This window comes from Psychrobacillus psychrodurans (assembly GCF_050209195.1).
In the GTDB taxonomy this organism is placed as follows: domain Bacteria; phylum Bacillota; class Bacilli; order Bacillales_A; family Planococcaceae; genus Psychrobacillus; species Psychrobacillus psychrodurans.
Map to the genome: position 1 here is coordinate 3508482 of NZ_CP189791.1, position 24946 is coordinate 3533427.

General features: G+C 37.2%; 22 protein-coding genes. 6 read left to right on the plus strand and 16 right to left on the minus strand.

Annotated features, from left to right (window positions below; genetic code table 11):
* The first annotated feature begins 39 nt into the window (after positions 1–39).
* Positions 40–666: a rhomboid family intramembrane serine protease gene (locus tag ACQCPR_RS17365; protein ID WP_427137670.1), complete on the plus strand. Its 627-nt coding sequence runs from the start codon at positions 40–42 to the stop codon at positions 664–666.
* A gap of 332 nt (positions 667–998) precedes the next feature.
* Here ACQCPR_RS17365 and ACQCPR_RS17370 read toward each other — a convergent pair whose 3' ends face one another.
* The 9 genes from ACQCPR_RS17370 to ACQCPR_RS17410 form a co-directional block, all read right to left on the minus strand.
* The gene (locus ACQCPR_RS17370) at positions 999–2504 is read right to left on the minus strand and encodes a PH domain-containing protein (RefSeq protein WP_093495728.1); all 1506 of its coding nucleotides are present in this window, start codon (positions 2502–2504) and stop codon (positions 999–1001) included.
* Positions 2497–2976 (minus strand): PH domain-containing protein, encoded by a 480-nt coding sequence (locus ACQCPR_RS17375; protein ID WP_093495591.1) that lies wholly within the window; start codon positions 2974–2976, stop codon positions 2497–2499. The genes ACQCPR_RS17370 and ACQCPR_RS17375 overlap by 8 nt, the downstream gene beginning before the upstream one ends.
* A 301-nt stretch (positions 2977–3277) precedes the next feature.
* A complete protein-coding gene (locus ACQCPR_RS17380; protein WP_093495592.1) occupies positions 3278–4831 on the minus strand; it encodes a DEAD/DEAH box helicase in 1554 nt (517 codons plus the stop codon).
* 337 nt (positions 4832–5168) lie between these two features.
* Positions 5169–5885 (minus strand): alpha/beta hydrolase, encoded by a 717-nt coding sequence (locus ACQCPR_RS17385; protein WP_090566467.1) that lies wholly within the window; start codon positions 5883–5885, stop codon positions 5169–5171.
* A gap of 19 nt (positions 5886–5904) precedes the next feature.
* On the minus strand, positions 5905–7275 hold the full coding sequence (locus ACQCPR_RS17390) for a UDP-N-acetylmuramoyl-tripeptide--D-alanyl-D-alanine ligase (RefSeq protein WP_427137671.1): 1371 nt from the start codon (positions 7273–7275) through the stop codon (positions 5905–5907).
* A 4-nt stretch (positions 7276–7279) separates the two neighbouring features.
* Positions 7280–8362, minus strand: a complete 1083-nt coding sequence (locus tag ACQCPR_RS17395) for a D-alanine--D-alanine ligase (RefSeq protein WP_340930867.1) — start codon at positions 8360–8362, stop codon at positions 7280–7282.
* A gap of 67 nt (positions 8363–8429) precedes the next feature.
* A complete protein-coding gene (locus tag ACQCPR_RS17400; protein ID WP_090566459.1) occupies positions 8430–8744 on the minus strand; it encodes a DMT family transporter in 315 nt (104 codons plus the stop codon).
* The gene (locus ACQCPR_RS17405) at positions 8744–9076 is read right to left on the minus strand and encodes a DMT family transporter (RefSeq protein ID WP_093495596.1); all 333 of its coding nucleotides are present in this window, start codon (positions 9074–9076) and stop codon (positions 8744–8746) included. Before ACQCPR_RS17405 ends, ACQCPR_RS17400 begins: the two co-directional genes overlap by 1 nt.
* Positions 9077–9137: 61 nt before the next feature.
* Complete coding sequence (locus ACQCPR_RS17410) at positions 9138–9881, minus strand: hypothetical protein (protein ID WP_269922531.1); 744 nt, start codon at positions 9879–9881, stop codon at positions 9138–9140.
* Between the two features lie 153 nt (positions 9882–10034).
* Between ACQCPR_RS17410 and ACQCPR_RS17415 the strand changes: the two genes are divergently transcribed.
* Together ACQCPR_RS17415 and ACQCPR_RS17420 are read left to right on the plus strand one after the other, a co-directional pair.
* Positions 10035–11216, plus strand: coding sequence for an FtsW/RodA/SpoVE family cell cycle protein (locus ACQCPR_RS17415; RefSeq protein ID WP_427137672.1), 1182 nt, complete (start codon positions 10035–10037; stop codon positions 11214–11216).
* A 114-nt stretch (positions 11217–11330) separates the two neighbouring features.
* Entirely contained in the window at positions 11331–12353 is a 1023-nt protein-coding gene (locus ACQCPR_RS17420) for a DUF418 domain-containing protein (RefSeq protein ID WP_427138963.1), read from the plus strand.
* 96 nt (positions 12354–12449) lie between these two features.
* Here the strand turns inward: ACQCPR_RS17420 and ACQCPR_RS17425 are convergent, their stop codons facing one another.
* Positions 12450–12587: an Lmo0850 family protein gene (locus ACQCPR_RS17425; RefSeq protein WP_211895692.1), complete on the minus strand. Its 138-nt coding sequence runs from the start codon at positions 12585–12587 to the stop codon at positions 12450–12452.
* Positions 12588–12761: 174 nt separating this feature from the next.
* Between ACQCPR_RS17425 and ACQCPR_RS17430 the strand changes: the two genes are divergently transcribed.
* Positions 12762–13169, plus strand: a complete 408-nt coding sequence (locus ACQCPR_RS17430; protein WP_090566449.1) for a CBS domain-containing protein — start codon at positions 12762–12764, stop codon at positions 13167–13169.
* Positions 13170–13356: 187 nt separating this feature from the next.
* Positions 13357–14520, plus strand: coding sequence for an MFS transporter (locus tag ACQCPR_RS17435; RefSeq protein WP_090566446.1), 1164 nt, complete (start codon positions 13357–13359; stop codon positions 14518–14520).
* Between the two features lie 134 nt (positions 14521–14654).
* Here ACQCPR_RS17435 and ACQCPR_RS17440 read toward each other — a convergent pair whose 3' ends face one another.
* Positions 14655–15950 carry an MFS transporter gene (locus ACQCPR_RS17440; protein ID WP_427137673.1) on the minus strand — a complete coding sequence of 432 codons (1296 nt, stop codon included), beginning with the start codon at positions 15948–15950 and terminating at the stop codon, positions 14655–14657.
* A 124-nt stretch (positions 15951–16074) separates the two neighbouring features.
* On the opposite strand from ACQCPR_RS17440, the gene ACQCPR_RS17445 reads away from it, so the two are divergent.
* The gene (locus ACQCPR_RS17445; RefSeq protein WP_427137674.1) at positions 16075–17304 is read left to right on the plus strand and encodes a helix-turn-helix domain-containing protein; all 1230 of its coding nucleotides are present in this window, start codon (positions 16075–16077) and stop codon (positions 17302–17304) included.
* An 829-nt stretch (positions 17305–18133) separates the two neighbouring features.
* On the opposite strand, the gene ACQCPR_RS17450 is transcribed toward ACQCPR_RS17445, so the two are convergent.
* The 5 genes from ACQCPR_RS17450 to ltrA form a co-directional block, all read right to left on the minus strand.
* The gene (locus ACQCPR_RS17450; RefSeq protein ID WP_427137675.1) at positions 18134–19693 is read right to left on the minus strand and encodes a GNAT family N-acetyltransferase; all 1560 of its coding nucleotides are present in this window, start codon (positions 19691–19693) and stop codon (positions 18134–18136) included.
* A 15-nt stretch (positions 19694–19708) separates the two neighbouring features.
* A complete protein-coding gene (locus ACQCPR_RS17455) occupies positions 19709–20818 on the minus strand; it encodes an ABC transporter permease (protein ID WP_241597922.1) in 1110 nt (369 codons plus the stop codon).
* On the minus strand, positions 20815–22089 hold the full coding sequence (locus tag ACQCPR_RS17460) for an ABC transporter permease (protein ID WP_427137676.1): 1275 nt from the start codon (positions 22087–22089) through the stop codon (positions 20815–20817). The genes ACQCPR_RS17455 and ACQCPR_RS17460 overlap by 4 nt, the downstream gene beginning before the upstream one ends.
* A 17-nt stretch (positions 22090–22106) precedes the next feature.
* Positions 22107–23036 carry an ABC transporter ATP-binding protein gene (locus ACQCPR_RS17465; RefSeq protein ID WP_090566425.1) on the minus strand — a complete coding sequence of 310 codons (930 nt, stop codon included), beginning with the start codon at positions 23034–23036 and terminating at the stop codon, positions 22107–22109.
* Positions 23037–23244: 208 nt separating this feature from the next.
* Positions 23245–24519 carry a group II intron reverse transcriptase/maturase gene (gene ltrA, locus ACQCPR_RS17470; RefSeq protein ID WP_427137677.1) on the minus strand — a complete coding sequence of 425 codons (1275 nt, stop codon included), beginning with the start codon at positions 24517–24519 and terminating at the stop codon, positions 23245–23247.
* Positions 24520–24946: the final 427 nt, after the last annotated feature.

Sequence of the window (24946 nt, forward strand, 5' to 3'; positions counted from 1 at the left end):
TACAGGATATACTAATAGTAGAAAACTTGAGGTGAAATAATGTTTAGTAGAACAGAAAATTTTAAACAATACATAAAACTATATCCAGTTGTCTCTTCTTTACTTGCATTAAATATAGTTATTCATTTGTTAACTTTAATACCTATTCTTGGTACAAAAATCATTAATTTTGGTGTCCATTTTAACTTATTAATCAGTGAAGGAGAATATTGGCGTCTACTTACTCCCATATTTTTGCATGCTTCTTTTTCTCATTTATTATTTAATATGTTCTCCTTATACATATTTGGACCAGAATTGGAACAAATAGCTGGGAAAACCCGTTTCCTAACTATTTATATGTTAGCGGGATTAGTCGGTAATGTTGCCTCCTACTTGATACACGACTGGAATTACACTAGTCTTGGTGCAAGTGGAGCCATTTACGGCATTTTCGGTGCTTTTGGAGCTTTAGTTTATTATACGAGAAATTTTATGCCACAGCTAAAACAAATTATTATTCCGATTATTGTCATTGGGGTCATTATGACGTTCATTCAACCTGGGATTGGTATCACTGCCCATATAGCAGGGTTGATAACCGGTTTTATACTAGGAATGGTATACTTCCATCCTAAACGTATAGCTACTTGGAAGAAACGACAACGTAAGCTTAAATCTGTATAAGTGAAGAAAAGCTTTCAGTAAATGTCAGTTAAATGACATTAAAATCACATGATCACTAGCTTCCCTAATTTTATATCAATTATAAGGAGCTTCTATCAGTTCATTAACTTGAACTGATTCTACCATCTGACAATAGGCTGTGTTAACTTAATTGATAGAAGTGAAAGGATGCGACTCCAGCGGAGAAGCGTTAGGTGAAGACCCCGTAGCGAAGCGAGAAGGCTGAAGCTACACCCGCGGAAAGCGTCCACCCTTGACCCGAAATCAGTAGTATACTCTTCAAAGTACATGGAGTATCTGAACTTAATACTTTCTAAAAAAAAGAACAGCCCCTATAAAGGCTGTTCTTTTTCTCTATCTATAGGTTCTTTTCTAGTTGGTTCATACCATTCCATAAGGTTTTCTGCATCAGCTTTTTCTATTGATGGGATAGTAGTAGCAGATCCAGTAACACCCGACTTAATAGTAGTTACAATAGAAGAAACATCAGCTTTTTTTTGAAAATACGTAGTACGTTCTGTCATAGCCTGAATACGTTTCTTTTCCATCCATAGAGATACTCTACTAAATAGACGGTACTGTACAACAAGTTGTTTTTCGTCCTTCCAATATCCAGCCGTTTTATGCTGCCATGCCCCCAAAAGAAAACTTAGTGGCAATAGTAATAGAGACATCAATCCAAATGGATAAAAGAAATAACTAACACTTGCCGCAACCGGGATCATCCATAGAAAGTCTAAGCGATAAAAGAACTTTCTGGAGCGCCTAGGAACTCGCGTAAAGTTAGGTTCAAAATGATAATCCGGGAAAATTTGGACAAGAATAGGATTGATTCGGTTCTTTTTAATAAGTGGAATTAATCTGATTTTCTCGTCCTTCTCTGCCAATGAGCCCCCTGCACTGTCTACGATGACAGCTGCATGCCCTGTAAGCTGGCGGAGAGGGTTTTCCACAATACGCACTCCTTGAATGCGCGATAAAGGAATCGTTACCTTTTTCTTTTCTAGTAATCCTCTAGTAATTATAATTTCCTCATCTTCTACCCGAATAGTAAACTCATAGTAATTTATAAACGTTATTGCAACTGATACCATCCAGGCAACAAGTAGTACAAAAAATACAGCTAAAGCTATTAGTAGAGCTCCAAACCTAATAAACATAATAATTTCATTATAAATAGTTTCATATGGGATTAATTCTGAGATCTGCGAGACAAACACAGCTAAACCAGAGAAAAAGACTCCAACTCCACCAGATGTACTAGCTAAAATTAGTAAATCCTTTTGAGACATCCGGAATAAAGGCTTCCGCTGCTCTACTACCTGATTTTCTGATTGTAACGCTTCATTAAGTATATTTAACTCCTTATTCTTGGCGAGACTCATTTCTTTTTTTATTTGTTCGGCTGCTTCTTTAGAAATTGCAGTCAACTCTGCATCCGCTTCTTTCGTTGCTCCCCCACCAGCCGTTTCTACTTTCACCTTTACCAATCCGAAAGGTCTATGAAAGATTCCTTCAGTGTAATTTAAGCTTTGAATACGCTCAAATGGAATATACCTTTTTTTCTTTACGAAAAGACCATATTCAATGCGAAGCTCTTCCTCTTCGAACCAGTAACGAAACCTCTTCCATTTTATGATTCCGCTAACCAACATAGCGATTAATAACACTGCATAAATAATATAGACTATATAGGAGCTCCAACCTTCAGATTCTCCTCTTCCTCCAAATCCATTTACTGCAATAACTACTATTAGAGGTAATATCATTTCCTTTAAAACTTTTACGAAATTAATAACTGCAGATATAGGATGTAATGTAAATTTTTCCTTAGACATCATCTTCCGCCACCCTTGCAAGTACAGAAATTCTACCACGAAGTTCATCTGCTTCCGCAGTTATGAGGGCAGGAATTGTGTGACTAGTTGCAGCAGTTGAAATAGTAATTGATGACAAATCATGTTTCCTCAATATCGGGCCTTGTTCAGTATCTACATGCTGTACACGAACCATTGGCACAAGCGTTCTTTTGACGATAAACAAACCATGCTGCAACTCGATTTCTTGCTCACGCACTTCGTATCGCCAACGAGTCCACCTAATTTTCGGGAATAAATAAATTAATAAATATCCAATGAGTAATATCACTACTCCATCTACTATGTATAGCCATATATATTGTCCCGTGAAATAATTGATAACTCCAGCCCCTATACCTACTAATAAGGCAACCAAGGTTTGAAATATTCCATAAATCCTCCATACACGTAATCCTTTTTCAGATAATCGATTAATTGGTTCTTGTCTCATATTAAACCCCCTCTTTCATCATTGTATACGAAACAGACCCTAAAATGTTTCAGTATCTTACAATTTTCTACACATCCATTTAGATGAAGTCTAATGGTTACTAGTGCGAGACCAGACCATATATCTTAAAAAGAAAAAGGATGAGCTTACATCGAAATGTAAGTTCATCCTTTGAAATTTTGTCTAGCTTCAACACCTAACTCCCCGAGTCGCTTCAGAATTTCGATAAAGGCAAAGGACGCCTTTATGCGAAATCCTTACAGCGCTTATCTGAGCTGCATAGGTGCTTATGCTTTTCAATTTAGTTTTCGCTACGTGATGAGCGAGTTCTTGTGCTGCGTTGAGTCGAGCCGTCACGTGGACCACTGCTACGACGTCCACTAGAGCTTGGACGTGAACCGCCACCTGAACGTGGTCCGCGATCGCCGCTTCCGCCACGACCACCTGATGAACTACGTCCTCCACCACTACTACGGTTACCTTTGTAACCACCGCCAGAACGAGAACCGCCTCCACCGCTACGTTCTCTACGAGCAGGTAGTGGGCGTTCTTCAGAAAGAGAAATCGGAGTATCATCCGGTTCTTTCGTCATTGATTTTAAAGCTGCAGCAATTACATCTACTGCTTCAAATTTTTCAAGCATTTCTTGTGCTAATGGACGATAATCGCCTAAATCATTTTTGTTTACAATTTCAGATAAAGATTCTACTGCTACACGTTTAAGTCCAACTAGTGCTTCATCTGAGCTTGGAGGGATTAAAGCTTCCATACGTTTTTTCGTTGTATTCTCAACGATACGTAAGTATCCCATTTCTCTTGGTGTTACGAATGTTGTAGCGATACCACTTTTACCTGCGCGTCCTGTACGACCTATACGGTGAACATAGCTTTCAGGATCTTGTGGGATATCAAAGTTATACACATGTGTTACGCCAGAGATATCTAATCCACGTGCTGCTACATCCGTTGCAACAAGAATATCAATTTTATTTGATTTGAATTGTTTTAATACAGACATACGTTTCGCTTGGCTTAAATCACCATGAATTCCTTCTGCAAGGTAACCACGAATGCTTAGTGCATGTGCTAATTCATCTACTCTACGTTTTGTGCGACCAAAGATAATCGCAAGCTCTGGTTGATGTACATTTAAAATTCTTGAAAGAACATCAAATTTTTCACGCTCAGTAGCTTTTACGTAGTACTGTTCAATATTTTCAACAGTCATTTCTTTCGACTTAATCTTTACTTCAACTGGATCTTTCATGAAGCGATCAGCAATTTTACGAATTGGTCCTGGCATTGTAGCAGAGAACAATAATGTTTGACGCTCAGGAGGTACGCTTTCTAAAATTGTGTTGATGTCTTCGATGAATCCCATGTTAAGCATTTCATCTGCTTCGTCTAAGATAAGTGTTTGAACTTGATCAAGCTTCAAAGTACGACGGTTGATATGATCAAGAATACGACCAGGTGTCCCAACAATAACTTGAGGTTTGTTTTTTAGTGCACGGATTTGACGCCCAATTTCTTGTCCACCGTATACAGATAATAGACGAACCTTTTTGTCATATCCTAATTTATAAAGCTCTTCCGAAACTTGGATTGCAAGTTCGCGTGTTGGAGCGATGATTAACGCTTGGATATTCGGGTTTTTAGTATCAATTTTTTCAATCATAGGGATACCAAATGCAGCAGTTTTACCTGTTCCTGTCTGTGCTTGACCGATAACATCGCGTCCACCCATAGCATGTGTAATAGTACCTTCTTGGATTGGTGTAGCTTCTTCAAACCCCATACGTTGTACGGACTTTAATGTAGAAGCGCTAATATTTAATTCTGAAAAATTTGTCAAAATTTTAATCTCCTTTTTGTTTGTTTTGACAAATGGTTACATTTTCAGATGAAATTGCGGCAAATTCGAGCCTATACGAGGAACGTTTCCGTTACTTAAAATTCTCTGTGGTTTTAGATCAGAGGGGTCTTATATAAAGGGAAAGCCCGGTCTTTTGCCGAGCGGTCTGTTAATGAGTGATCGTGCAATACTACTTCAACAAACCGTTATGTTCAAAAAAAAGTACTCTTCAATAAACGCTGAAGAGTCTTCACACAAAATGTATCCATTGCTCTAAACGTAGTATATCATGCAACAAACTCAGTTGCAATGAATAAGCAACTGTTATAATTATTAGTTAATTACTTGTAGTCTCTTCCTCCTCTTCTTCCTTTAAAAATTTTAAAGCAGTGTTATACCAATCTTCGCAGTCCTCGCTATAACAAATATGGTGTTTCCCTGATTCCGAATAGACTATTTCCTTTTTCAAAGATCCAATTTCATCGTAGATAAACTGGGCAGTCGAGTAAGGTACAATACCATCTTTTTTGCCTTGAACTATATAGACTGGTACTGTAATTTGACCATAATAGGGCTGAACTATACGTACTAATCGCATAAATTCTAACGTCGCAGGAATTGGAGTTCCTTTCACTTTGTAACTGTATTGTTTATATAAAGAGTTTTCTTCGAGCCTACCTACCACTGCTTCTTTGGCTATATCCTTTATATCTTGTAAAAGCTGTGCCGGATATATGTACTTCGCTGCAGCACTTAATAAAACAAGCTTATATATTGGATAACGATTCGCTAAGTACATCGCAATAATTCCACCCATCGAAAAACCTACAATAATTACACGGTCTACTTCCTTTTGCAGTTGCCTAAGAGACTGTTCCGCTGTCATCATCCACGATTCTGCGGTTAAATTCTTTAGTTCCAGCGTTTCCCCATGACCAGGTAATGTAGGGACAACAATTTCCCAGTTTGTATGAACTTTCAAATAGTCAACAAATGGTTGAATCTCATATGGTCCACCTGTAAAACCGTGAATACCTAATATGCCTGTTTTCATTGTCCCCACACCCGTCTTATTATTTTTGGAACGGCTCAATAACTCTTTCTAATTGCATTCCCCTTGAACCTTTCACTAAAACAATAGAGCGGTCATTAATTTTATTTCTTAAAAACGAAACAAGTTTTTCTGTGTCGTCATTGACCCAAATGAGTTGTTCGTCTGTAAATTGATCTACCAGTTTGTTATACAGCCATTCCATCCGTGGCCCATATAAACACACTCCCACAAATCTCTTATTTGAAATAGATTTACTTATGTCTTCATGATATTGCCGCTCATTTTCTCCAAGCTCTAGCATATCACCTAATACAAGCCACTTTTCAGTTTTAATAGATGACTTTTCAAGGAATGAAATTGCAGCAAGCATGGAAGTCGGAGCCGCATTATAAGCATCGTTTATGAAAATTGCATCATTTACTCCTTCGATCACCTGCATACGCATATCAGTCAAAACTATTTGTTTTAAAGATTTACGCATCTGCTCTGCAGTTAATCCAACTTCTTTTCCGATTAGCAGTGCAGCAAGTGTATTTTTTACTTGATGCTCACCTAACACAGGAATAGACATTGTCTCGTTTAGCTCTCCTTCAACACGGAAGGCACTTCCTTGCTCAGTAAAGTTTACTTCAGCAATACGTAAATCATTTTGTTCCTGAACACCAAATGATTTCGCCTGTACATTGGGATTTTTCTCCACAAATGGTCGAAGTAATGGCTCATCCCCATCATAGAATAGTTGACCAGCGGCATCTAATCCTGCAATGATTTCAAATTTTGCTTTTGCAATACCTTCTCGAGAACCAAGATCTTGCATATGAGCTTCCCCAATATTTGTAATGACTACATATTTTGGCTTAGCCAAATTTGATAAAAACTCGATTTCTCCAAAGGAGCTCATACCCATTTCGAGCACTGCAAACTCTGTATCTTCCTCTAGAGAAAGAATAGTTAATGGTAATCCTAGTTCATTATTAAAGTTACCCTCTGTCTTTTTTACACTAAAATAAGGCGACAGCATACCTGCTACTAAATCTTTTGTGGATGTTTTACCATTCGACCCAGTAATGCCGATAAACACCGAGTGTAATTCTGCTCGATAAGCTCTTGCCATTTGCTGGAGTGCCTCTTCGCCACTTTCCACGAACAAAAGCGGAACGCCCTCAGGTGGATTCGGTTCGTCCTTCAACCAAAGCGATGCTGCTGCTCCTTTTGCAAAAGCATCTTGAACAAACCGATGCCCATTTACTTGTTCTCCACGAAACGGGATAAACAAATCGCCTGGTTTAATTGTTCTTGTATTTATCGAAACTCCCGTAACGACCGGATTATCGTCTGTTTTCTTTTGAATGTGTAACCATTCTGCTATATTTGCTAATGTTTTTTTCACTCGGTCACTTCCCGTCTTTCGAGTGTTCAAGCTGCTGTTTTTCTTCATGGCGTTCAATTGCCAAATGGATAAGTTCTTCTATTAGACCCGGATAAGAAAGTCCCGATTCCATCCAAAGCTTTGGATACATACTGATTGGTGTAAAGCCTGGCATTGTATTTACTTCATTGATAATGACCTCTTCTTGATCCGTTACAAAAAAGTCTGCCCGGACAAGTCCCGAACAATCCAAAATTTTAAATGCACGAATTGCAGCATCCTCTAGTTTATCTTGAAGCTTTTCAGAAATATTAGCAGGGATTGCGTAATTCGTCGTACCGTCCTCATATTTTGCTTCGTAGTCATAAAAATCCTTAGTTGGTAGTACTTCTCCCGCTACTGAGCATCTTGGTTCATCATTTCCCAGAACACTCATTTCAATTTCACGAGCAAATATCCCTTGTTCCACAATAATTTTACGGTCATATTTAAAGGCATATTCAACCGCTTTAATAAGTTCTTGTCGGTTTGTAACTCTACTAATTCCAACACTTGATCCAAGATTGGCAGGCTTTACAAATAAAGGCCACTTTAAGTTTTCTTCTATATTTTGTAGTAATGCATCCTGATTCTTTTTCCACTCTTTACTTATGAAATAGACATAAGGAACTTGTGATAAGCCAGCTTGCGCAAATAATTGCTTCATAACCACTTTATCCATTCCTGCAGCAGATGCTAATACCCCATTACCTACATACGGTAAATTCAATACTTCTAACAATCCTTGTACCGTTCCATCTTCCCCATTAGGTCCGTGCAAAAGAGGGAAAATAACATCTAGTTGAGTGGTATCGTCTCCTTGTTGTGGAAGGAAACTAGAAATGGTATTAGGAGTTGTTATTTCATTGCCAAATTTTAGAGATTCTATTGACTCTACCGGCGCAGTTAACTGACCTTCTTTTCTCCATTCACCTGTTTTAGTGATGAAAATTGGATATACTTCATATTTTTCAAAATTGATCGCTTGTGAAACTGCTCTAGCAGTAAGTAGTGACACCTCATGCTCTGCAGATTTCCCACCATATAATAAGCCTACTTTTATTTTCATAAGTTAAAATTACCTCCATGTTTTGGATATTATTAGTTTATCACGGACAGCCTTAATAGTTGAGTATCTAACCGAACAATTTAAGACCCACTACTCCCATGATAATACAGCTTAGAAAAAACAATTTCTTTCTACTTTTTTTCTCCTGAAATAAATACATCCCGAGAAGTACACTTCCCGCAGCCCCAATTCCTGTCCATACTGCATAACCAGTACCGACCGCTATATCCTTTAAGGCTAATGATAATAAAAAGAAACTTAAAGAAGCAGAAATGACCGTGAGAATCGTATATTTAACATTTTTGAAACCATCCGATAACTTCATATTAATAACAAAAGCCACTTCAAATAAACCAGCAATTATTAATAAAAACCACTCCATCAGGCCACCTCCTCTTCATCATCCACCAATTTTAGACCGATGATCCCAAAAAGGAGAACAAATAAAAAGAATAGCTTTCCAGCACTTACTTCTTCTTGAAACCAAATAATTCCTACAATAGCCGTGCCTGCTGCTCCAATACCTGTGAATATAGCATATGCTGTACCTATCGGAATCGTCTTCATAGCTTTAGCAAATAGGAAAAAGCTCACGATTAAAAATATAATCGTTACAATAGAAGGAATGAGCTCCGTAAAGCCATGGGCCTCTTTTAAACCAATTGCCCATATTATTTCTGTTAATCCTGCAATTATTAATAATATCCAGGCCATGCTTTTCACCTCACCACATAATAAACGCCCCTGCCTCTTTCACTTGGCAAAAGCGTTCTCTTTATACTTCTATTAGTACATCTACCGGTTTAGCTATATGTAACTTCAAATCCTCCAAAACTTCATCTGGAAAAATATTCTCAGGAAGAATACGAATTTCTATACCATAATGAGATTTATCTGTTTTGAACAACGACATTAACACACCATCTTCAAATAGCTCGTTATGTTCGGTTACCTTTTCAGCAGACAATCTTGGTAGAACGATATTGTTCTTTTTACGCCAAAAAGCTGTTGACTTTGATTTATCACTAATTAGCCCTGTAACGACATTTGCAACTAATTGGTTGAAGTCTTCCATGTCTCGGAAATAGATTTTTGTAATTTTCTCACCTTCATCCGATAGATAGACAAATCTATTTTGCAGGTGATGATAGAAGGGCGATCGAAAAGCTTCTTTTTTATGTGCTATGTATAGTAGCTCTGCTTGTTCTTGAGGAGAGAGCATATTTAATTTGCGCTCATCTTCAAAATCCATAAAGCAAACTTCAAAGGGCCCTTCAGTAAAATCCTTTACAAAATGGTTGTATTGCTCAGGAACTATAAATTCAAGCTGCGTATGCATATTAAAAGAAGCATCATCATAGCTATGTTTTAGCAACAAAAGAGCAGACAAGTCAGAGAAATTCCTTATAAATTGTTGAACCGTTATTCCGCTAAACAGAGCAAAATGCTCTACCTCATTTACGTGAACATATAAATGTGTGAAATACTCATCCATATCTCTCACTTCTTTCTTTGCCACTAAAATCACTCCTTTATCTGTTCATATAATAGCATGATTTATATAAGGAAACATCTTTAATCCCTTTCACGTCTCTATTAAACCAGCAAGCAAAAAGTATTAATATACGTTATAATAGGTGAAGGAAATTTGAAGGAAACATAGGTGACTTACATGGAGAACAAAAAAGGCTTTGCTGATCGTTTTGATTGGACACTTGCTTTTATTATATTATTATTTCTTATCATTAGCTTACTTGCTATTTCGTCAGCACAAACCTCTGGACAATATGCAACAAACTTTATACCCAAACAGCTATTTTGGTATGTTGTCGGTTCCATTATCATTGGGTTTGTCATGTTTTTTGAACCAGAGCAATATAAAAAATTATCCTGGTATATATACGCAATTGGCGTATTTTTACTTCTTGTTCTTTTCATATTACCTGATTCATTAGCTTTAGTTGAGCCAAGAAATGGTGCGAAGAGTTGGTTTCACTTACCTGTTGGTGATATTCAGCCTGCTGAATTTATGAAAACCTTTTATATATTAGGACTTGCCCGGTTAATCACGATTCATCATGAGAAGAATCTAATCAAGACAGTAAAGACAGATTTAATTTTGCTAGTTAAAATTGGAGTAACATTAATTATTCCCCTAGCTTTTATCCTTACACAACCTGACCTAGGTACCTCTTTAGTGTTCTTGGCAATTACGATAGCTTTAATAATCGTAGCCGGAATTACGTGGAAGATTATACTTCCTATATTTATGGGTTCAATTGTAACGGGAGGAACACTACTTTATTTCGCCCTTTATCAACAAGACTTTTTGACTAATACTTTTGGCTTTAAAGGATACCAATTCGCTCGTATATATTCTTGGTTAGACCCCTATTCTTATGCATCAGATGAAGGAATGCATTTAATCACTTCTTTAAATGCCATCGGCTCTGGAGAGATTTTCGGTAAAGGTTATGGAGAACGTATTGTGTATGTTCCAGAAAATCATACCGACTTTATATTTGCCGTTATTGGAGAGGAATACGGTTTCGTAGGGGCAAGTATTGTTGTTAGTCTTTACTTTCTACTTATTTTTCATTTGACGAAAATTACACTTCAATTAAAAGATGCATACAGTACTTATGTCTGCGCAGGAATCATCGCAATGATTACATTCCATGTATTCGAAAATATTGGCATGACTATTCAATTATTGCCGATTACAGGTATACCTCTACCATTTATTAGTTACGGTGGTAGTTCGCTCATGGGAAATATGTTAGCCATTGGTTTAGTATTTAGTATGAAGTTTCATCATCGGACTTATATGTTTGCAAAAAACGAAGACGATTGATTATAGTGCGAGTGGAAAATTGGTTTACACCATTTCTACTCGCTTTTTTGTTGCTACAGAAACCTTTCTCTAATCATAACGTTTAATATTATACCCAGGAGGATGATTATGGAAATGAAGGAAGTAATAAGAGAGAAAAGAATTGATGAACTTGATTACAAAAGGGGTTTTGCATTATTAGGGATTATTCTAGTTAATATACTTGCACTACTAAACATAGGTATTCCAGAACCAAATACGTTGGACGCAAGCTACCAGAAGTTTTTATATTTATTTGTAGAAGGTAGATTTTTTACAATATTTTCATTTCTATTTGGGCTAGGCTTTTATCTATTTATTTCTCGCTCATTTGCCAGAGGTGAGAAAGCATACATTCTTTTTACACGAAGATTAGTAATATTGTTGATTTTGGGAGTAGTCCATTCAATGTTCCATCCAGGAGAAGCATTATTGTTTTACGCAATTATCGGTATTATTATACTACCGTTTTATAAAGTAAATAAAAAAATAAACCTAGTAATTAGTCTTGTATTATTAATAGTATTTGCAGTTCTGGCAACTAAAATACTCCTAATAATTCCACTAATGTTATTAGGGTTAGTTTGTGGTCAATACCGTGTATTCGAAAACCTTGTATCTAAAACAAAACAAATAATGCTTTTTACGATTCTTACTTTAGCAGCTAGTGTTATTGGTTTTTATATTCAATATCAAAGTATACCCTCGCAACCATTCATCAACATGATATTTATGGAGGCTGATGGTACTTATGATCAAGCAAGTACATTTTTAAGAATAGGCATAACTATTGGTCCTTTATTATCAGCTTTTTACGTTGGGCTACTGTTATTACTATTGCGATTTAAAGTATTCCAACGACTATTAACACCATTAAAATATTACGGACGTATGGCATTAACAAATTATTTAGGACAAACGATCTTTATCTTAATAGCAGGAAAGTTATTCATCACACCTCAACTCAGCTATATAGATACGCTACTAATATGCATTACCGTTTACGCTATACAACTAGCTTTCAGTATGGTATGGCTACAGTTCTTTAAAATGGGACCTCTAGAATGGATATGGAGGATAATTACTTATTGGAAAGTGATACCGATTAGAAGAGGTTAATTGTATTTTGTGTTACAGCAGGTCTTGGCCTTGGACTAGATAAAAAGAAGGTGACTCTAACTCCATTTCGTAATGAAGTTTCAAGTCACCTTCTTTTTAGTTTTGTGCGTGAGGACTTTGCGCTGGTGGTGCTAAAGCTTTAAGTAGGTCAAGTCTAGATTTCGTCATTGTAACAGTAACACCAAGCTTTGAAAGATTACTAACAATTTTCTTTAAATCAACTTCCTTTGCCATTGAATCCACCTCGTCCTTCTATCTAATAATTACGATTTTCTCTAAAAAAAGTTTCTTTTTAAAACTAATTTAATTTATTTTATTATACCACTTTTTACCTAAGTTGAATCTTTCAATTTTGTTACATATATTATGGACTTGTAAACCATGCTAATTCCTAAAGGAGTGAATGGTTTGAATATAAAAGATGTAATGAGTAAAGAAGTAGTAACCTGTAATCCTCAGGACTATGTGAGCGAAGTAGCAGATCAGATGCGTGTGTTGGACATAGGCTGTTTACCTGTAGTCAGTAACAAAAAATTAGTTGGAATGATTACGGATCGAGATATCGTGACAAGGTCGGTAGCCAAGGATATAAAAAGCAAAGTGGAGGATGTTATGACCAAGACCGTTATCTCCGTCTCCCCTGAAGATTCTACAGCCGATGCTTCTATTGTTATGGCGCGCAATCAAGTTCGGCGACTTCCTGTAATGGAGGATGGTAATCTCGTAGGCTTTGTCTCTTTAGCGGATTTAGCTTTTCCTTTCCCACATGTCCAAGAAATTTCAAATGCTATGGAAAGTATATCCGAACCACGGTAATTCTAAACACACAAGCTATCCTAAATCAGGATGGCTTTTTATATTTCTCCATATGTCGATTAGTAATACCGCAAAACCATTTACCCCGGTTTCTGTCATAATTCCTACTACCCGATTACAACGTGTCAAACATAATAAAAACGTGTAATATATAGTATAGAAGAATTGCAGAAAGCAGGTTCGATGCATGAATAAGATTATATTTATACTAATGTCTATCCAATTTTTAGTTTATCTCGGCTTTGGAATTATTATTCCCGTACTGCCAGAGGTTATTTTAGAGCAAGATTATAATGAAATTCACGTAGGTGGTCTATTGACGGTTTACTCGTTAGCTTCCTTCTTCACGGCTCCATTATGGGGAATGCTATCAGATCGTATTGGACGAAAAACGCTTATTTTAGTTGGTTTAGTAGGATTCAGTTTAAGTTTTTGGTTGTTTTCATTATTTTTTAATTCGCTTTTCATGCTTTACTTATCTCGTGTAGTGGGAGGATTATTTTCCGGTGCTTTATATACCGCAGTTACGGGATTTGCAGCTGATTTGTCAAATGAAGAGAACCGTAATAAGTATATGGGATTCCTTGGCATGTCAATTGGTTTAGGTTTTATTTTTGGTCCAGCAATCGGAGGAGTATTAGGGCATATAGATTTGGCGCTTCCATTTACAGCTTCAGCGATTTTATTGCTCGTGATTTTTGTTTATGCTTTAATCATTTTAAAGGAACCAGAACGTACGGGGGAAGCGAATAAACGCGCACTACTTCCGAAGGGCGCTTCTAGTCTATGGAGTTACCGTATTAGATATCTATTCTTATTTTCGTTCATGGTGACGTTTTTACTAGCAGGTCTTGAAGCAACGTTCCAGTTATTCCAGATCGAAAGAATTGAAATTACTCCACTACAAATCGGCTATTTGTTTATGTTCAGTGGATTTGTCGATGCAGCAATTCAAGGTGGAGTCGTACGTCGCATTAAAAATGGTACGGAAACAAAATGGTTATTATACGCGCAAGTTGTAACAGCGGTTGGATTATTTTTGACTGTCTTTACTCAAAGTATTTTCTGGGCTGGACTTTCTTTATGTATATTCACCGCAGGAAATGCATTAGCACGAACTACAATTGTCTCGCTAACTACAAAAGAATCAGGTGGACGCTATGGTACAGCTGCCGGAATGTCATACTCAATGGATAATCTAGGTCGAATTATCGGTCCGTTATTATTCGCTTGGTTATTTACAATGCAACCCGACAATATTTACATGTTATCCGGAGTGCTCGCAATTCTTTCTATAGGTTTAATTTTTGCATACCGTAAGTCAACTAAGTCATTGAAAGATGTTACGTGAAATGAAAACAGGTGAAGGAAAACGAATCGTTTCCTTCACCTGTTTTTTTATGGATTAAGCACCCTCGTAAATGGTTCGCGCACACGCCAAGCTTCTCGTATAAGTATGGAACTCTCTCGCATCACAAAACTTGATCAGCTCTCCGTTTTCAAGTACTCTACTTTTTTCTGTCCGAGCTCTGGATGTGCGGCTCTAACTACAGATGGTCTTGCCAAGAATAGAATTACTAATATCAACAAAACGCTTGAAACAATTAAAATACCTTCCGCTGGGAAGACGTCATATAAAAATCCAAATAACACCATACCAATTGGCATAAGTGCCATTGCACATGTTTCTATTATCGAGAATACGCGTCCCTTATAATCATCCTCTATCACTTTCTGCATCATCACCTGTATTGGAGTGTTTGTTATAATCATTGATGCTCCAAAGAAAAACATTAACGCGACATAAAATACAACTATTACTGTATAGGACATATCGATCAACAACGGTATAGAAACCACTCCAATAATAACACCCATGAAAACAATGCTCCATTTAGATACTAGAAACGGAAATTTCAATTCCTTACGTGCAGAAAAATAAATTGACAATAGAAGCATCCCAACTGCAAATGCCCCCTCTGTAAAACCAAAGTGTTGAGCACTAATCTTCAATTTTTCAATGAGGATAAATGAGTATCCTACCTGATAGGCACCAAACAAAAAGTTGATGAATAAGGAGATAACAACCATTGTTTTTAAAATAGGTTTTTTCATTAAGTAACGGAAGCCTGCTTTCATACTCTCTAGCATTGGTTCCTTCGGTTCACCTTCCACTACTTCTTTTCGCTTCGCAAATAAATTAAAGTCCATCGTGGATTCCAAGATTACAGCGATAATCGAGGCCGCCATATACATTATTAGAAATACCGGCATAGAAACAGCTCCGTAGAGAAGTCCTCCTACCGCCGGGCTACCAATTGCCGCAAACGAAATGGACATTTGATTAAGCGACATCGCTTTCTGAATTCGCCCTTCATCTACTAATCCAGTAATAGACGAACTGAAAGTTACCCCAGAAAATAGAGAAGTCAACGATAAAATCACGGTAGTACTATAAATCGCAATTAAAGATAAACCCATCGTCATACTCACAATAAGTAATCCTCCAATTGCAATTGTCGTAGCAATCTGGGAAACGATGACAATCATTTTACGAGAATATTTGTCTGCAGCATATCCTGCAAACGGCGCAACTAGCGTCCTCGGTAAAAAATTACAAATTAAATTTAACGCAAAACTAGATGCAGATCCTGTTAATTGCAAAATGTAAAAGCTAATTGCAAACGAATACACCTGTGCACCAAAAGTCGAAACTAACTTACTGATAGTAAACGTCCACAAGTGATATGTGGCTTTTTTAAGCTTTAATACTTCTTCCATCTTCCCTACCCCTTTGTTTTAAGAATTATCCAAAAGTTTAATCTGATTAAACAAAGAGTAACATAATTATCCTTTCAATTCAACTAAAAGTTTAATATAATTAAACTAAATAAGAGGTGAAAAAATGTCCACATTAGGCGAACGCATTCGTACATTACGTAAACAACAGAAACTGACGCTTGAAAATTTAGCAGGCACAGAGTTAACTAAAGGCATGCTCAGTTTAATAGAAAACAACAAAGCAAATCCATCTATGGAAAGCTTAAACTATATCGCTTCACAGCTTGGTGTTGAAGTAACTGAGTTACTGGAAGAAATAAGCGGACAAGAGTTGCGAAATGTAATAGATCAAGCAGAATTATTACTCAACACAAAGAATTATGAGTTTGCAGATGAAATTGAACAGGTAAAAAATCTAATAGAACCATATATACCAAAACTAACTCAGGGATATGAGTCAACGCGATTACTCGACATTTACGGAAGATGCTTGGCTTATTCTTCTCCGGACGAGTCTGTTGCGTTGCTGAAGAAGGTTGCAAGAATGTATGACGACTTGCACTTGATAACTAAAAGCGCTGATATAGGGAGAAATCTTGCAATAATTCCATTTATGAATCACCACTATCAAGTAGCACTGGATGTTTTATTAGAAGAACGAAAAAAACTGGAAGACAATCCACTTTGGGTTGATCCATTATCGCGCATGGATTATGACTATTTAGAAGCAGTACTATACTTTGCAGTTGGCAAAAATGAGGAGGCCATTCAAGTGATGAATGATGCTATTCTCTATTGCAATGAACATAAAATATTTAAACAAATAGATAATCTATTTAGACTAGCATCAACACATGCAATGATGGAAGAAAACATAGAAAGAAAAGATTATTATTTAAAAAAACTGGAAGCCTATAGCGAATTTGCGGATGATGAGGATTCTAAAGCTTTTATACATTATGCAAATCTACATTACTTAAATACATACAAAAAAATGTATATAGAAGCAGATGCTTTATACCACAAATACTCTCTTGACCAGGTAAATATAAAGTTATTTACTCACTACTTCCAACTTGAAAGAGCTAAAACTTTATACGGATTAGGAAGAGTTATTGAGGCATTGGAGAAATTTATCGAGGTGAAAATTCCTGACGTCGTCCACCATCCAATCGATTTATCTATTTTCTATGAAAAGGATGCATACATTGCATTATGCTATCTAGAACTAAACCAAGTTGAAAAGGCAGTATCTGCTGTAAAAGTTGCAATGACCAACATTGAAAAGATGCCAGACACACCATATAAAAAATTTATCCATACTACGCATGAGAAAGTAATGATGCGTTTATAGGGGGATCAGATTATTAATGAAAGAAAAGAGACTGGGATAGAAGTAGTGATTTTATTGGTTAAGGAGGAAGATTTACTAAATAATGGATATTCAATAGAATTGATTGGAATGGAGGGGCGACTCCTACGGGAATAGCGTGACGCCTGAGATTACAGGCTCAGGCCACGCCCGTGGAAAGCGTCCCTGGAATGGAAATCAATTTTGTGCACATCAAAAAAACAGCATTTTTCTCACAGAGAAAAATGCTGTTTTGGGGTTCTGTCCTAGCCTCTTACTTCGTAGCCGTTGTTTTCCGTTACGGCGGACGCTTTCCTGGGGGCACGGGTCGAGCCTGTAGTCTCTCCCACGCACTTATCCCCTAGGATTCGCCGCCTTCACTCCAAACAACTAATATCTCTTCTATATCAAGTAACCCCTGCATAATTTCAAGTTTAAAAAAGGAGAGCTTCTGTTAAAATTTAAGTATCCTACTACCAAATTCTAAATGAAAGAACTTATTCGTCAGTGCTTCGTTCGCTTCCGTTGCCAGTTAGTAGAAGAGAAGCTAATTGATCAAGAGGCGATTTTTATCGACGGTACAAAAATAGAAGCGAACACCAATAAATTCACGTTTGTCTGGAAGAAGTCCGTTAAAGGCATCATTCCATTCTTACTGGTGAGAGGGTAAATCCTTGCCTCCATATTTCCAAAATAAAGAGAAAAACGTGAAATTGAGTTACTGATTTCACGTTTTTCAAGTTCATAGACTAATTTTGTCCCAGCCACTTTTATTATTTGGACCTCATACTAAAAAATTTGTTTTCAAAAAGGCGTAAGAAATTATACAAAATTAATAATGATAAGTACGGTAGTTGTCCAGCCAATCCATAAACTTCACCCATGCAACTTCAAAATCTGGTTGAATACAGGATACCTGCAGTAGATTCTTTGCGATTAAGTAATCGCTTTTATAGTGAAGATCAAATCCGGACATTCTTGCGTCCTCTGCTAGGTGTGGAAAATTATCCTCTTTCCATGTAAATATCATCGGATAGTGATTATCTGAAAGTAATTCAATCCCATGCTTGTACACTTCATCTTCGATAAATTGCATGCGACTATGCAATAAATTGTACCTCATTCCATTTTCATAGGCCTTTAACGCAACTTCTAAACTATGTACAAACTGAGAAGGCATCGTAAAAGGTGTCGCATTATTCACGCTCAGTCCCAGATCTAAATACGAAGGAATATCACTGCTCGATGTTATCTCGGTGTTTGCAAATACAAAAGCTAAACCGCTCATTGTTCCAATGGCTTTACCGCTTACACCTGTTGCGAGATATACTCCTTCCAAGTTAAATGGAAGTGCTCCAAATGAACTTACACAATCCATACAAAGCAATACATTATAACGGTTACATAAGACCTTCATTTCTTCCAGGCTATTTAACATACCAGTAGATGTTTCGCCATGAACCATTAAAAGCCAACTATAAGCACCTGTGGCAAGCTTTTCTTCAATTAACATTAGATTATGTGGGCTTCCCCATTCAAAAGACGACACATCAAAAGATAAACGCCAACGTTCCGCTTGTTTTTCCAACCGGTCACCAAAGGCACCATTTTTAACGATTAAGCCCTTCTCTCCTAACACATGTATCTGTGCAATCATCGCCTCATTTGCAAGCGTACCACTACCTAACAACAAATGGGCATACTTGGCTCCACTCATTGACAGTAGGTTTTTCTTCACTCTTTCTAGCATGACCTTAAACTCATGTGTTCGATGTGATATAGGCCTAACTGTAAATGCTTGCTGAATTGCTTCAGACTGCTGTACAGGTCCCGGGTAAAAAGAATATCTTTTTTGTTTAAATCGAGCAGCAACAGAAAGCTCAAACCGATCCCTTGTTAATACCATCGGAATATACTTTGCTTCCTCCGTTCCTACAGGGTCTGCAAACGGTTCAAAGCCAAGCTGATTATATAGTTTCTGTTCCCTTACCGTACCAGATATTACCGCTGCTCCATATCCATTTTCATAAGCATAATCGGATAGAGCACGTGCAAGATAATAAAAGACTCGCCCATTTCGATGCGCTTTATCCACCGCCAGCAATCGTACTTCACATAGCTGTCCGTTTAATGCATCCTTTGGCAGAAATTCCTCCACTGAACCAAGCTTTAAATCTAAAGAAAAGGGACGGGTAGCTTTAAATGCCACCATCCCTGCTAGCTCCTGATCCTTTAGTACAATAACATATACGTTTTCATGATGGAACGCATCGACCCGCATCCCACTGGGATCGGGCTCATGTTGAGGAATCTCCTCCACAAACGTTTCATAATTCAGTCGTGCAATCGCTTCAAACTCTTTTTCTGTACGTGCAATTTTACACCAATACATCCCTATCTCCCCTATCTATTCGCTGGAATGATAGCGTTCCGTTCTTTTTTCCAATAAAGTAATCCCTACCACTAATAGTACTACTGCAATACCTACCATCATACTAACATACGTCCAAACACTACTTAAAGTTCCCTCATATACCGTTACTCGTTTCATAGACTCCATTGCATAATAAATAGGAGAAATCCATTTCATCGCAAGTAACCCTTCTGACTGAACTATTTCTAGAGGCCAGTACGCCCCACCAATCATTGCAAAGGCTACTGCTACAAGTGAAATAATAATACTGCTCTGACTTACTGTTTTCACTAAAGAAATAACAAAAACAGAAAACGCCATTACAAGCAATACATAGAAAGCAGCAATGATTATTACTTTCCAAAAACCATCGTACATATTGGTCCCTAACACATAGCGGAAAACGAACAGGACTAACAGCATTTGAACAAACCCAATAAAATAGCTAAATGAAAGATGACCAAAGTATAATTGGAATCTACTAATCGATGCTAGTTTCAATCTGTTCCATACACCTGTGCGCTTATCATCCAATATAAATTGAACATTAATAGACACCGTATAAAAAACAAAAAATAACATAAAACCAAACAAGCTTTGAAGAGCATTATCGTAACGAAAAACCTCTGACTCATCCATTGCCTCTGTTTGTAGGAGGAATGCCTGTTTTTCTTGCAGACTCACTTCTAAATCAGACCATGCACTCTCTCCACCTGCCAAGATTACTTGTTGCTTAAAGCTTGCATCGCTATAAGCCGATTCAACTATAAGAGTTAGATTTCTCACACTATCTGAATCTGAGGCAGAAAAAATGGTGTAGGATGCTTCTTTCAACACAATTCCGATCATTCGAATATCTTCTTTTGCTTTTTGTTTTAACTCCTCTTCTGTAGTTTCTCTAAGGGAATATCCTCCCTCTTCTTTTAGTCTTTCTAGTACGGCAATACTCAGCTCAGAGTCATCCACTGCTACTGATACACTCATCTTCCCATTACTAGTGCCACCTACCAAATATGCCATCACCAAGGTCATTACCGTCATCATAATTAAAACGGTAGGCTTACGTATTAAGTTTTGAAATCTAGCAATCCATATTCCCGTCATTCTGTTACACCTCTTCTCGGAAAGAAAACAATGGAAAGTAATACGCACACAACGACCAGTAAATATATTGCATACATAAATGGCCAAATAACTGATAAATCTTGACCTTTTTGTATAGATAGTATGGCGGACATCGTTGCACCATTGGGAGTTAAATCCCCAATTTTCCCAAGTATTTCTGAGATGTCTCGAATGTTAAAGAAAGATCCACCTAGGAAAGAAAATACTGTAATGAATATCCCGTTGAATACATTTGCAATACCTTCTGTTTTTGTTCGAAACTGGAGAGTTGTCATTAAAGCTGATAATGCACCAACAAATACACTATAACTAATAACAATAACCGCCATTCCTTCTAAACTGATCCATTCTATTCCTAATACAAACATACCAAATAAGAGCATAATAGCTTGTTGGATAAAGGCTACAAGAGTTCCTGTGAAGAAAATCGAAAGTGTGTATAAAATAGGAGAGACTCCAGCCAATAAAATACGGTCATATACTTTCCACTGCACTTCCTGCAGAGCAAAGCCTGCTAGAAAAGCAGGAATATATAACGCAAACATCACTAGCATCCCAACGGTGTAGTAAATAGATGCAGGAATCTTCCGCTCATTAGACTCTAAAACTTGTTCTATTTTCTCAACACTATTGACACTACTCATTACTTTCTCGGGTGATAAACCTGCATCTAAAAGGGCCGCAGATTGCATATATCCACTTTTCCAATCAGCTAGTACTGATTCGATTATGGCAGCACGAATGTCATTATCTTGGTTTAAGTATAAGGATAGTTCTGCAAAGTCAGCGTTGTTAAAGTACACCGATTTAATATAATTCAGTCGGAAATTAGGTGGAATACTTAGAATGCCATCTATGTTTTTATCCTGCCGAGTGACCTTTAAATCGACTGTCTGTTTATAGTCCGTTACAATATATTTTTTCATTTCATCTGAGGTCAAAATGGTGTTTTTCAATAATTCGACTGGATCACTATTTTTAAACTGACTAAGTAAAGCATCCATAGGTGGACCTGTAACTCCCTCTTGTTCTAGAAAGAGTTTAATTGCTTCTTCCTCTTGAACCCAGGATGAATCATCTACTATAAGTAAATTTGCTTGAATAGCCACTTCTTCTCCACCATCCATCATACTTCCTAATGCATTTGAAAGAATGGTTATTAAAACGAGTGGCATAACTAACAAAATAATCAACGGTTGCTTGTTTCGTATAAGCATTTTCATTTGTTTTATAATTAAACTAAACAGCATGACTCAGGTCTCCTCTCTTAATCTCTCAGTGCTTTTCCAGTCAAATGCAAAAACACATCTTCCAGAGATGGCACTTTGACAATCGCAGAGGTTATCACTACATTATTTGCAGCAGCAATCGCAAAAATAGTAGCTAATGGCTCTTCACTTTTGGACATTGAAATCGTTAGTATCTTTTCTTCTATTCGAAGGGTTGCTTTTGGAAAGTGTTCACCTAGAGCCTTTTCAAAATTTGCAGTAAATAAGTCCGCTTTTAACTCAATGGTTTGGTTATCTGAGACCAGCTCTTTAAGCTCCTCTTTTGTACCATAAGCAATTATTCTGCCCTGATCCATAATATAAATTTTGTCACACAGCATTTCTACTTCTTCCATGTAGTGACTAGTATATAAAAGTGTCATTCCCTCTTCTACAAACTGTTTAACTGTTTCTAAAATATACGTCCTAGATTGAGGATCAATCCCGACAGTCGGTTCATCCATAATTAGCATAGAAGGTTTGTGTAAAAGAGCCGCCCCAATGTTTAAACGTCTTTTCATACCACCTGAAAAGGTTTTAACTATATCCTTTTGTCTATCAGACAATCCAATTTTCTTTAGGACTTCTGTTATCCGTGTTTCTAAAAGTTCCCCTTTCAACCCATATATTCTTCCGAAAAAAGCCAGGTTTTCTCTAGCAGAAAGCTCAGGATATAGGGCAATTTCTTGAGGAACTACCCCTAATGTTTTACGCAATGGCTCAGGATTTTTTGAAATGGACTTATCATCCCATAGAACATCTCCACTTGTTGGTATGACTAAAGAGGACAACATAGAAATAGTCGTCGATTTCCCTGCACCATTAGGCCCTAATAGTCCAACTGATTCCCCCGCCAATAGTTCCATGTTTATTTCTCTTACAACTTCCTTTGTTTTAAATTTTTTGGAAAGACTTATTGCTTGTAGCATTCTCCCATCTCCTTACAACCTAGTTAAATCGATTATAGCAAACTACTACACCATATTATGTAAAAGTTTTTTAAATATTTCGCATTTAGATAGTGTAATGGCTGGGTTCGAGAATTTATTTTAAACAATCGAGTAGAGGGAAAATAATTTAATTATTTTCGCCCCTCTCACACCACCGTACATACGGTTCCGTATACGGCGGTTCAATTTATATTACAGTGTGTACTTTTAGATAATGTTCTAAAGCAGATGGAAGTCCTCTTTGCTTAAGTCTTTTGTTTGAGATTGCTCTATGAACAACTTTTGAAAGTCCGATGTACCGATAACCTTTTCGACAGTAAGTTAATCCTTTCGCTTCTTCCTCTGGAATTCCTAATTGGACAAGCGATTTGATTTGTTTCTTCGGTACCTTCCATTGCTTCCAGACGATAACTCTGATTCTGGAACGAAGCTTCTTATCTATCAAGGTCATCGCTTTTTTCATATTTGAAATTCTAAAGTAATTAACCCATCCAAGTATGACTTGTTTTAGTTTTAAAATTCGGAAGTCCAGCCGGACACTCCAACTTCGTTTGGTTAATTTTCGAAGCTTTCTTTGAAATTTTTGTATGGACAGTGAATGAGGTTTAACTTGATATTTGTTATTTAGAAAATCGTAGTAATACCCAAATCCCAAGAATTTTAAGTCTTTTGGACGGGAGATTTTACTCTTTTCTACGTTGACTATCAGTCCTAATTTCTTTTCTATAAATCTCACGAGTGATTCCTTCACTCTATTTGCGGCTTTTTCACTCTTCACAAAGATTAAGGCGTCATCAGCGTATCTCACGAAGTGGAGTCCTCTACTTTCTAGTTCCTTATCCAATTCGTTTAACATAATATTACTCAACAACGGGCTTAGGTTTCCTCCTTGCGGAGTTCCAACTGGTGTATCTTCATATTTTCCATTCACCATAACCCCACTGGCAAGATATTTTCTTATAAGAGAAATGACATCTCCGTCGTCTATTGTATTAGAAATGATTCGCATGAGTTTATCGTGGTGGACTGTATCGAAAAATCTTTCCAGGTCAATATCCACAACCCAATCATGTCCATCATTCAGAAATTCCAAGCTCTTTATAATTGCCATTTCACAACTTCTTTTCGGTCTAAAGCCGTAACTGAATTCGCTGAACTGCTTTTCGAATATCGGACTGAGTACTTGATGAACCGCTTGTTGAACTACCCTATCCACTACTGTTGGTATTCCCAGTTTGCGCATCTTTCCATTTTCTTTTGGGATTTCCACTCGTAAGGCAGCTTGTGGTTGGTATTTTCTAGTTCTGATGCGCTGACGTATCTCATCCTTGTTCTCTTTCAGATATTGTTTCAGCTCATCAACAGTTATTCCATCGACACCACTTGCCCCCTTATTTCTATAGACACGCAAGTAGGCATCATTCATGTTTTGATTACTAAGGATCTTTTCTAAAAGTTCCACACTCGTTTCTCCTTTCCTCTCACGTAGTAAATGATATCTCCGTTTTGGTTATCCTCTGAGTTACGCTCATACTTTTACCATTAACACATTCGGAGTTCGTCACTTACGCATTCGTGGCGTTGAAACACTATAAATTGTTCAGCCCTTCATGACCTTAGGTCATTACTATGGCTTCTGCTGACTTCTTGCGACTAACCTTTTTCGACTGTACATATGTACATCCGCAAGACCTCCCAGGGTAAGACAGCTATCTTTCCTCTTTTACTCGCCTGATTTACCCTACAAAGTTACGCACATCTTTTGGACTTTAACTTGTTTAGGAGCCTTATCCCTTTGTAGAGCCTTTGTATCAGATTTCTGTTCGTCGAGCCAAGATTTTATTCCACGCTTCCTTCAGCCCTTACCTCACGATAAGCACCTTGCGCTT

Bases quoted from the DNA above. Each gene is read 5' to 3' on its own strand.
- ACQCPR_RS17435 (WP_090566446.1), top strand. From the start codon at position 13,357: ATGAATAAGATTATATTTATACTAATGTCTATCCAATTTTTAGTTTAT.
- ACQCPR_RS17455 (WP_241597922.1), bottom strand. From the start codon at position 20,818: ATGACGGGAATATGGATTGCTAGATTTCAAAACTTAATACGTAAGCCT.
- ACQCPR_RS17465 (WP_090566425.1), bottom strand. From the start codon at position 23,036: ATGCTACAAGCAATAAGTCTTTCCAAAAAATTTAAAACAAAGGAAGTT.
- ACQCPR_RS17440 (WP_427137673.1), bottom strand. From the start codon at position 15,950: ATGGAAGAAGTATTAAAGCTTAAAAAAGCCACATATCACTTGTGGACG.
- ACQCPR_RS17460 (WP_427137676.1), bottom strand. From the start codon at position 22,089: ATGCTGTTTAGTTTAATTATAAAACAAATGAAAATGCTTATACGAAAC.
- ACQCPR_RS17425 (WP_211895692.1), bottom strand. From the start codon at position 12,587: ATGGCAAAGGAAGTTGATTTAAAGAAAATTGTTAGTAATCTTTCAAAG.
- ACQCPR_RS17450 (WP_427137675.1), bottom strand. From the start codon at position 19,693: ATGTATTGGTGTAAAATTGCACGTACAGAAAAAGAGTTTGAAGCGATT.
- ACQCPR_RS17375 (WP_093495591.1), bottom strand. From the start codon at position 2,976: ATGAGACAAGAACCAATTAATCGATTATCTGAAAAAGGATTACGTGTA.
- ACQCPR_RS17365 (WP_427137670.1), top strand. From the start codon at position 40: ATGTTTAGTAGAACAGAAAATTTTAAACAATACATAAAACTATATCCA.
- ACQCPR_RS17405 (WP_093495596.1), bottom strand. From the start codon at position 9,076: ATGGCCTGGATATTATTAATAATTGCAGGATTAACAGAAATAATATGG.
- ACQCPR_RS17445 (WP_427137674.1), top strand. From the start codon at position 16,075: ATGTCCACATTAGGCGAACGCATTCGTACATTACGTAAACAACAGAAA.
- ACQCPR_RS17415 (WP_427137672.1), top strand. From the start codon at position 10,035: ATGGAGAACAAAAAAGGCTTTGCTGATCGTTTTGATTGGACACTTGCT.
- ACQCPR_RS17395 (WP_340930867.1), bottom strand. From the start codon at position 8,362: ATGAAAATAAAAGTAGGCTTATTATATGGTGGGAAATCTGCAGAGCAT.
- ACQCPR_RS17400 (WP_090566459.1), bottom strand. From the start codon at position 8,744: ATGGAGTGGTTTTTATTAATAATTGCTGGTTTATTTGAAGTGGCTTTT.
- ACQCPR_RS17385 (WP_090566467.1), bottom strand. From the start codon at position 5,885: ATGAAAACAGGCATATTAGGTATTCACGGTTTTACAGGTGGACCATAT.
- ACQCPR_RS17420 (WP_427138963.1), top strand. From the start codon at position 11,331: ATGAAGGAAGTAATAAGAGAGAAAAGAATTGATGAACTTGATTACAAA.
- ACQCPR_RS17370 (WP_093495728.1), bottom strand. From the start codon at position 2,504: ATGTCTAAGGAAAAATTTACATTACATCCTATATCTGCAGTTATTAAT.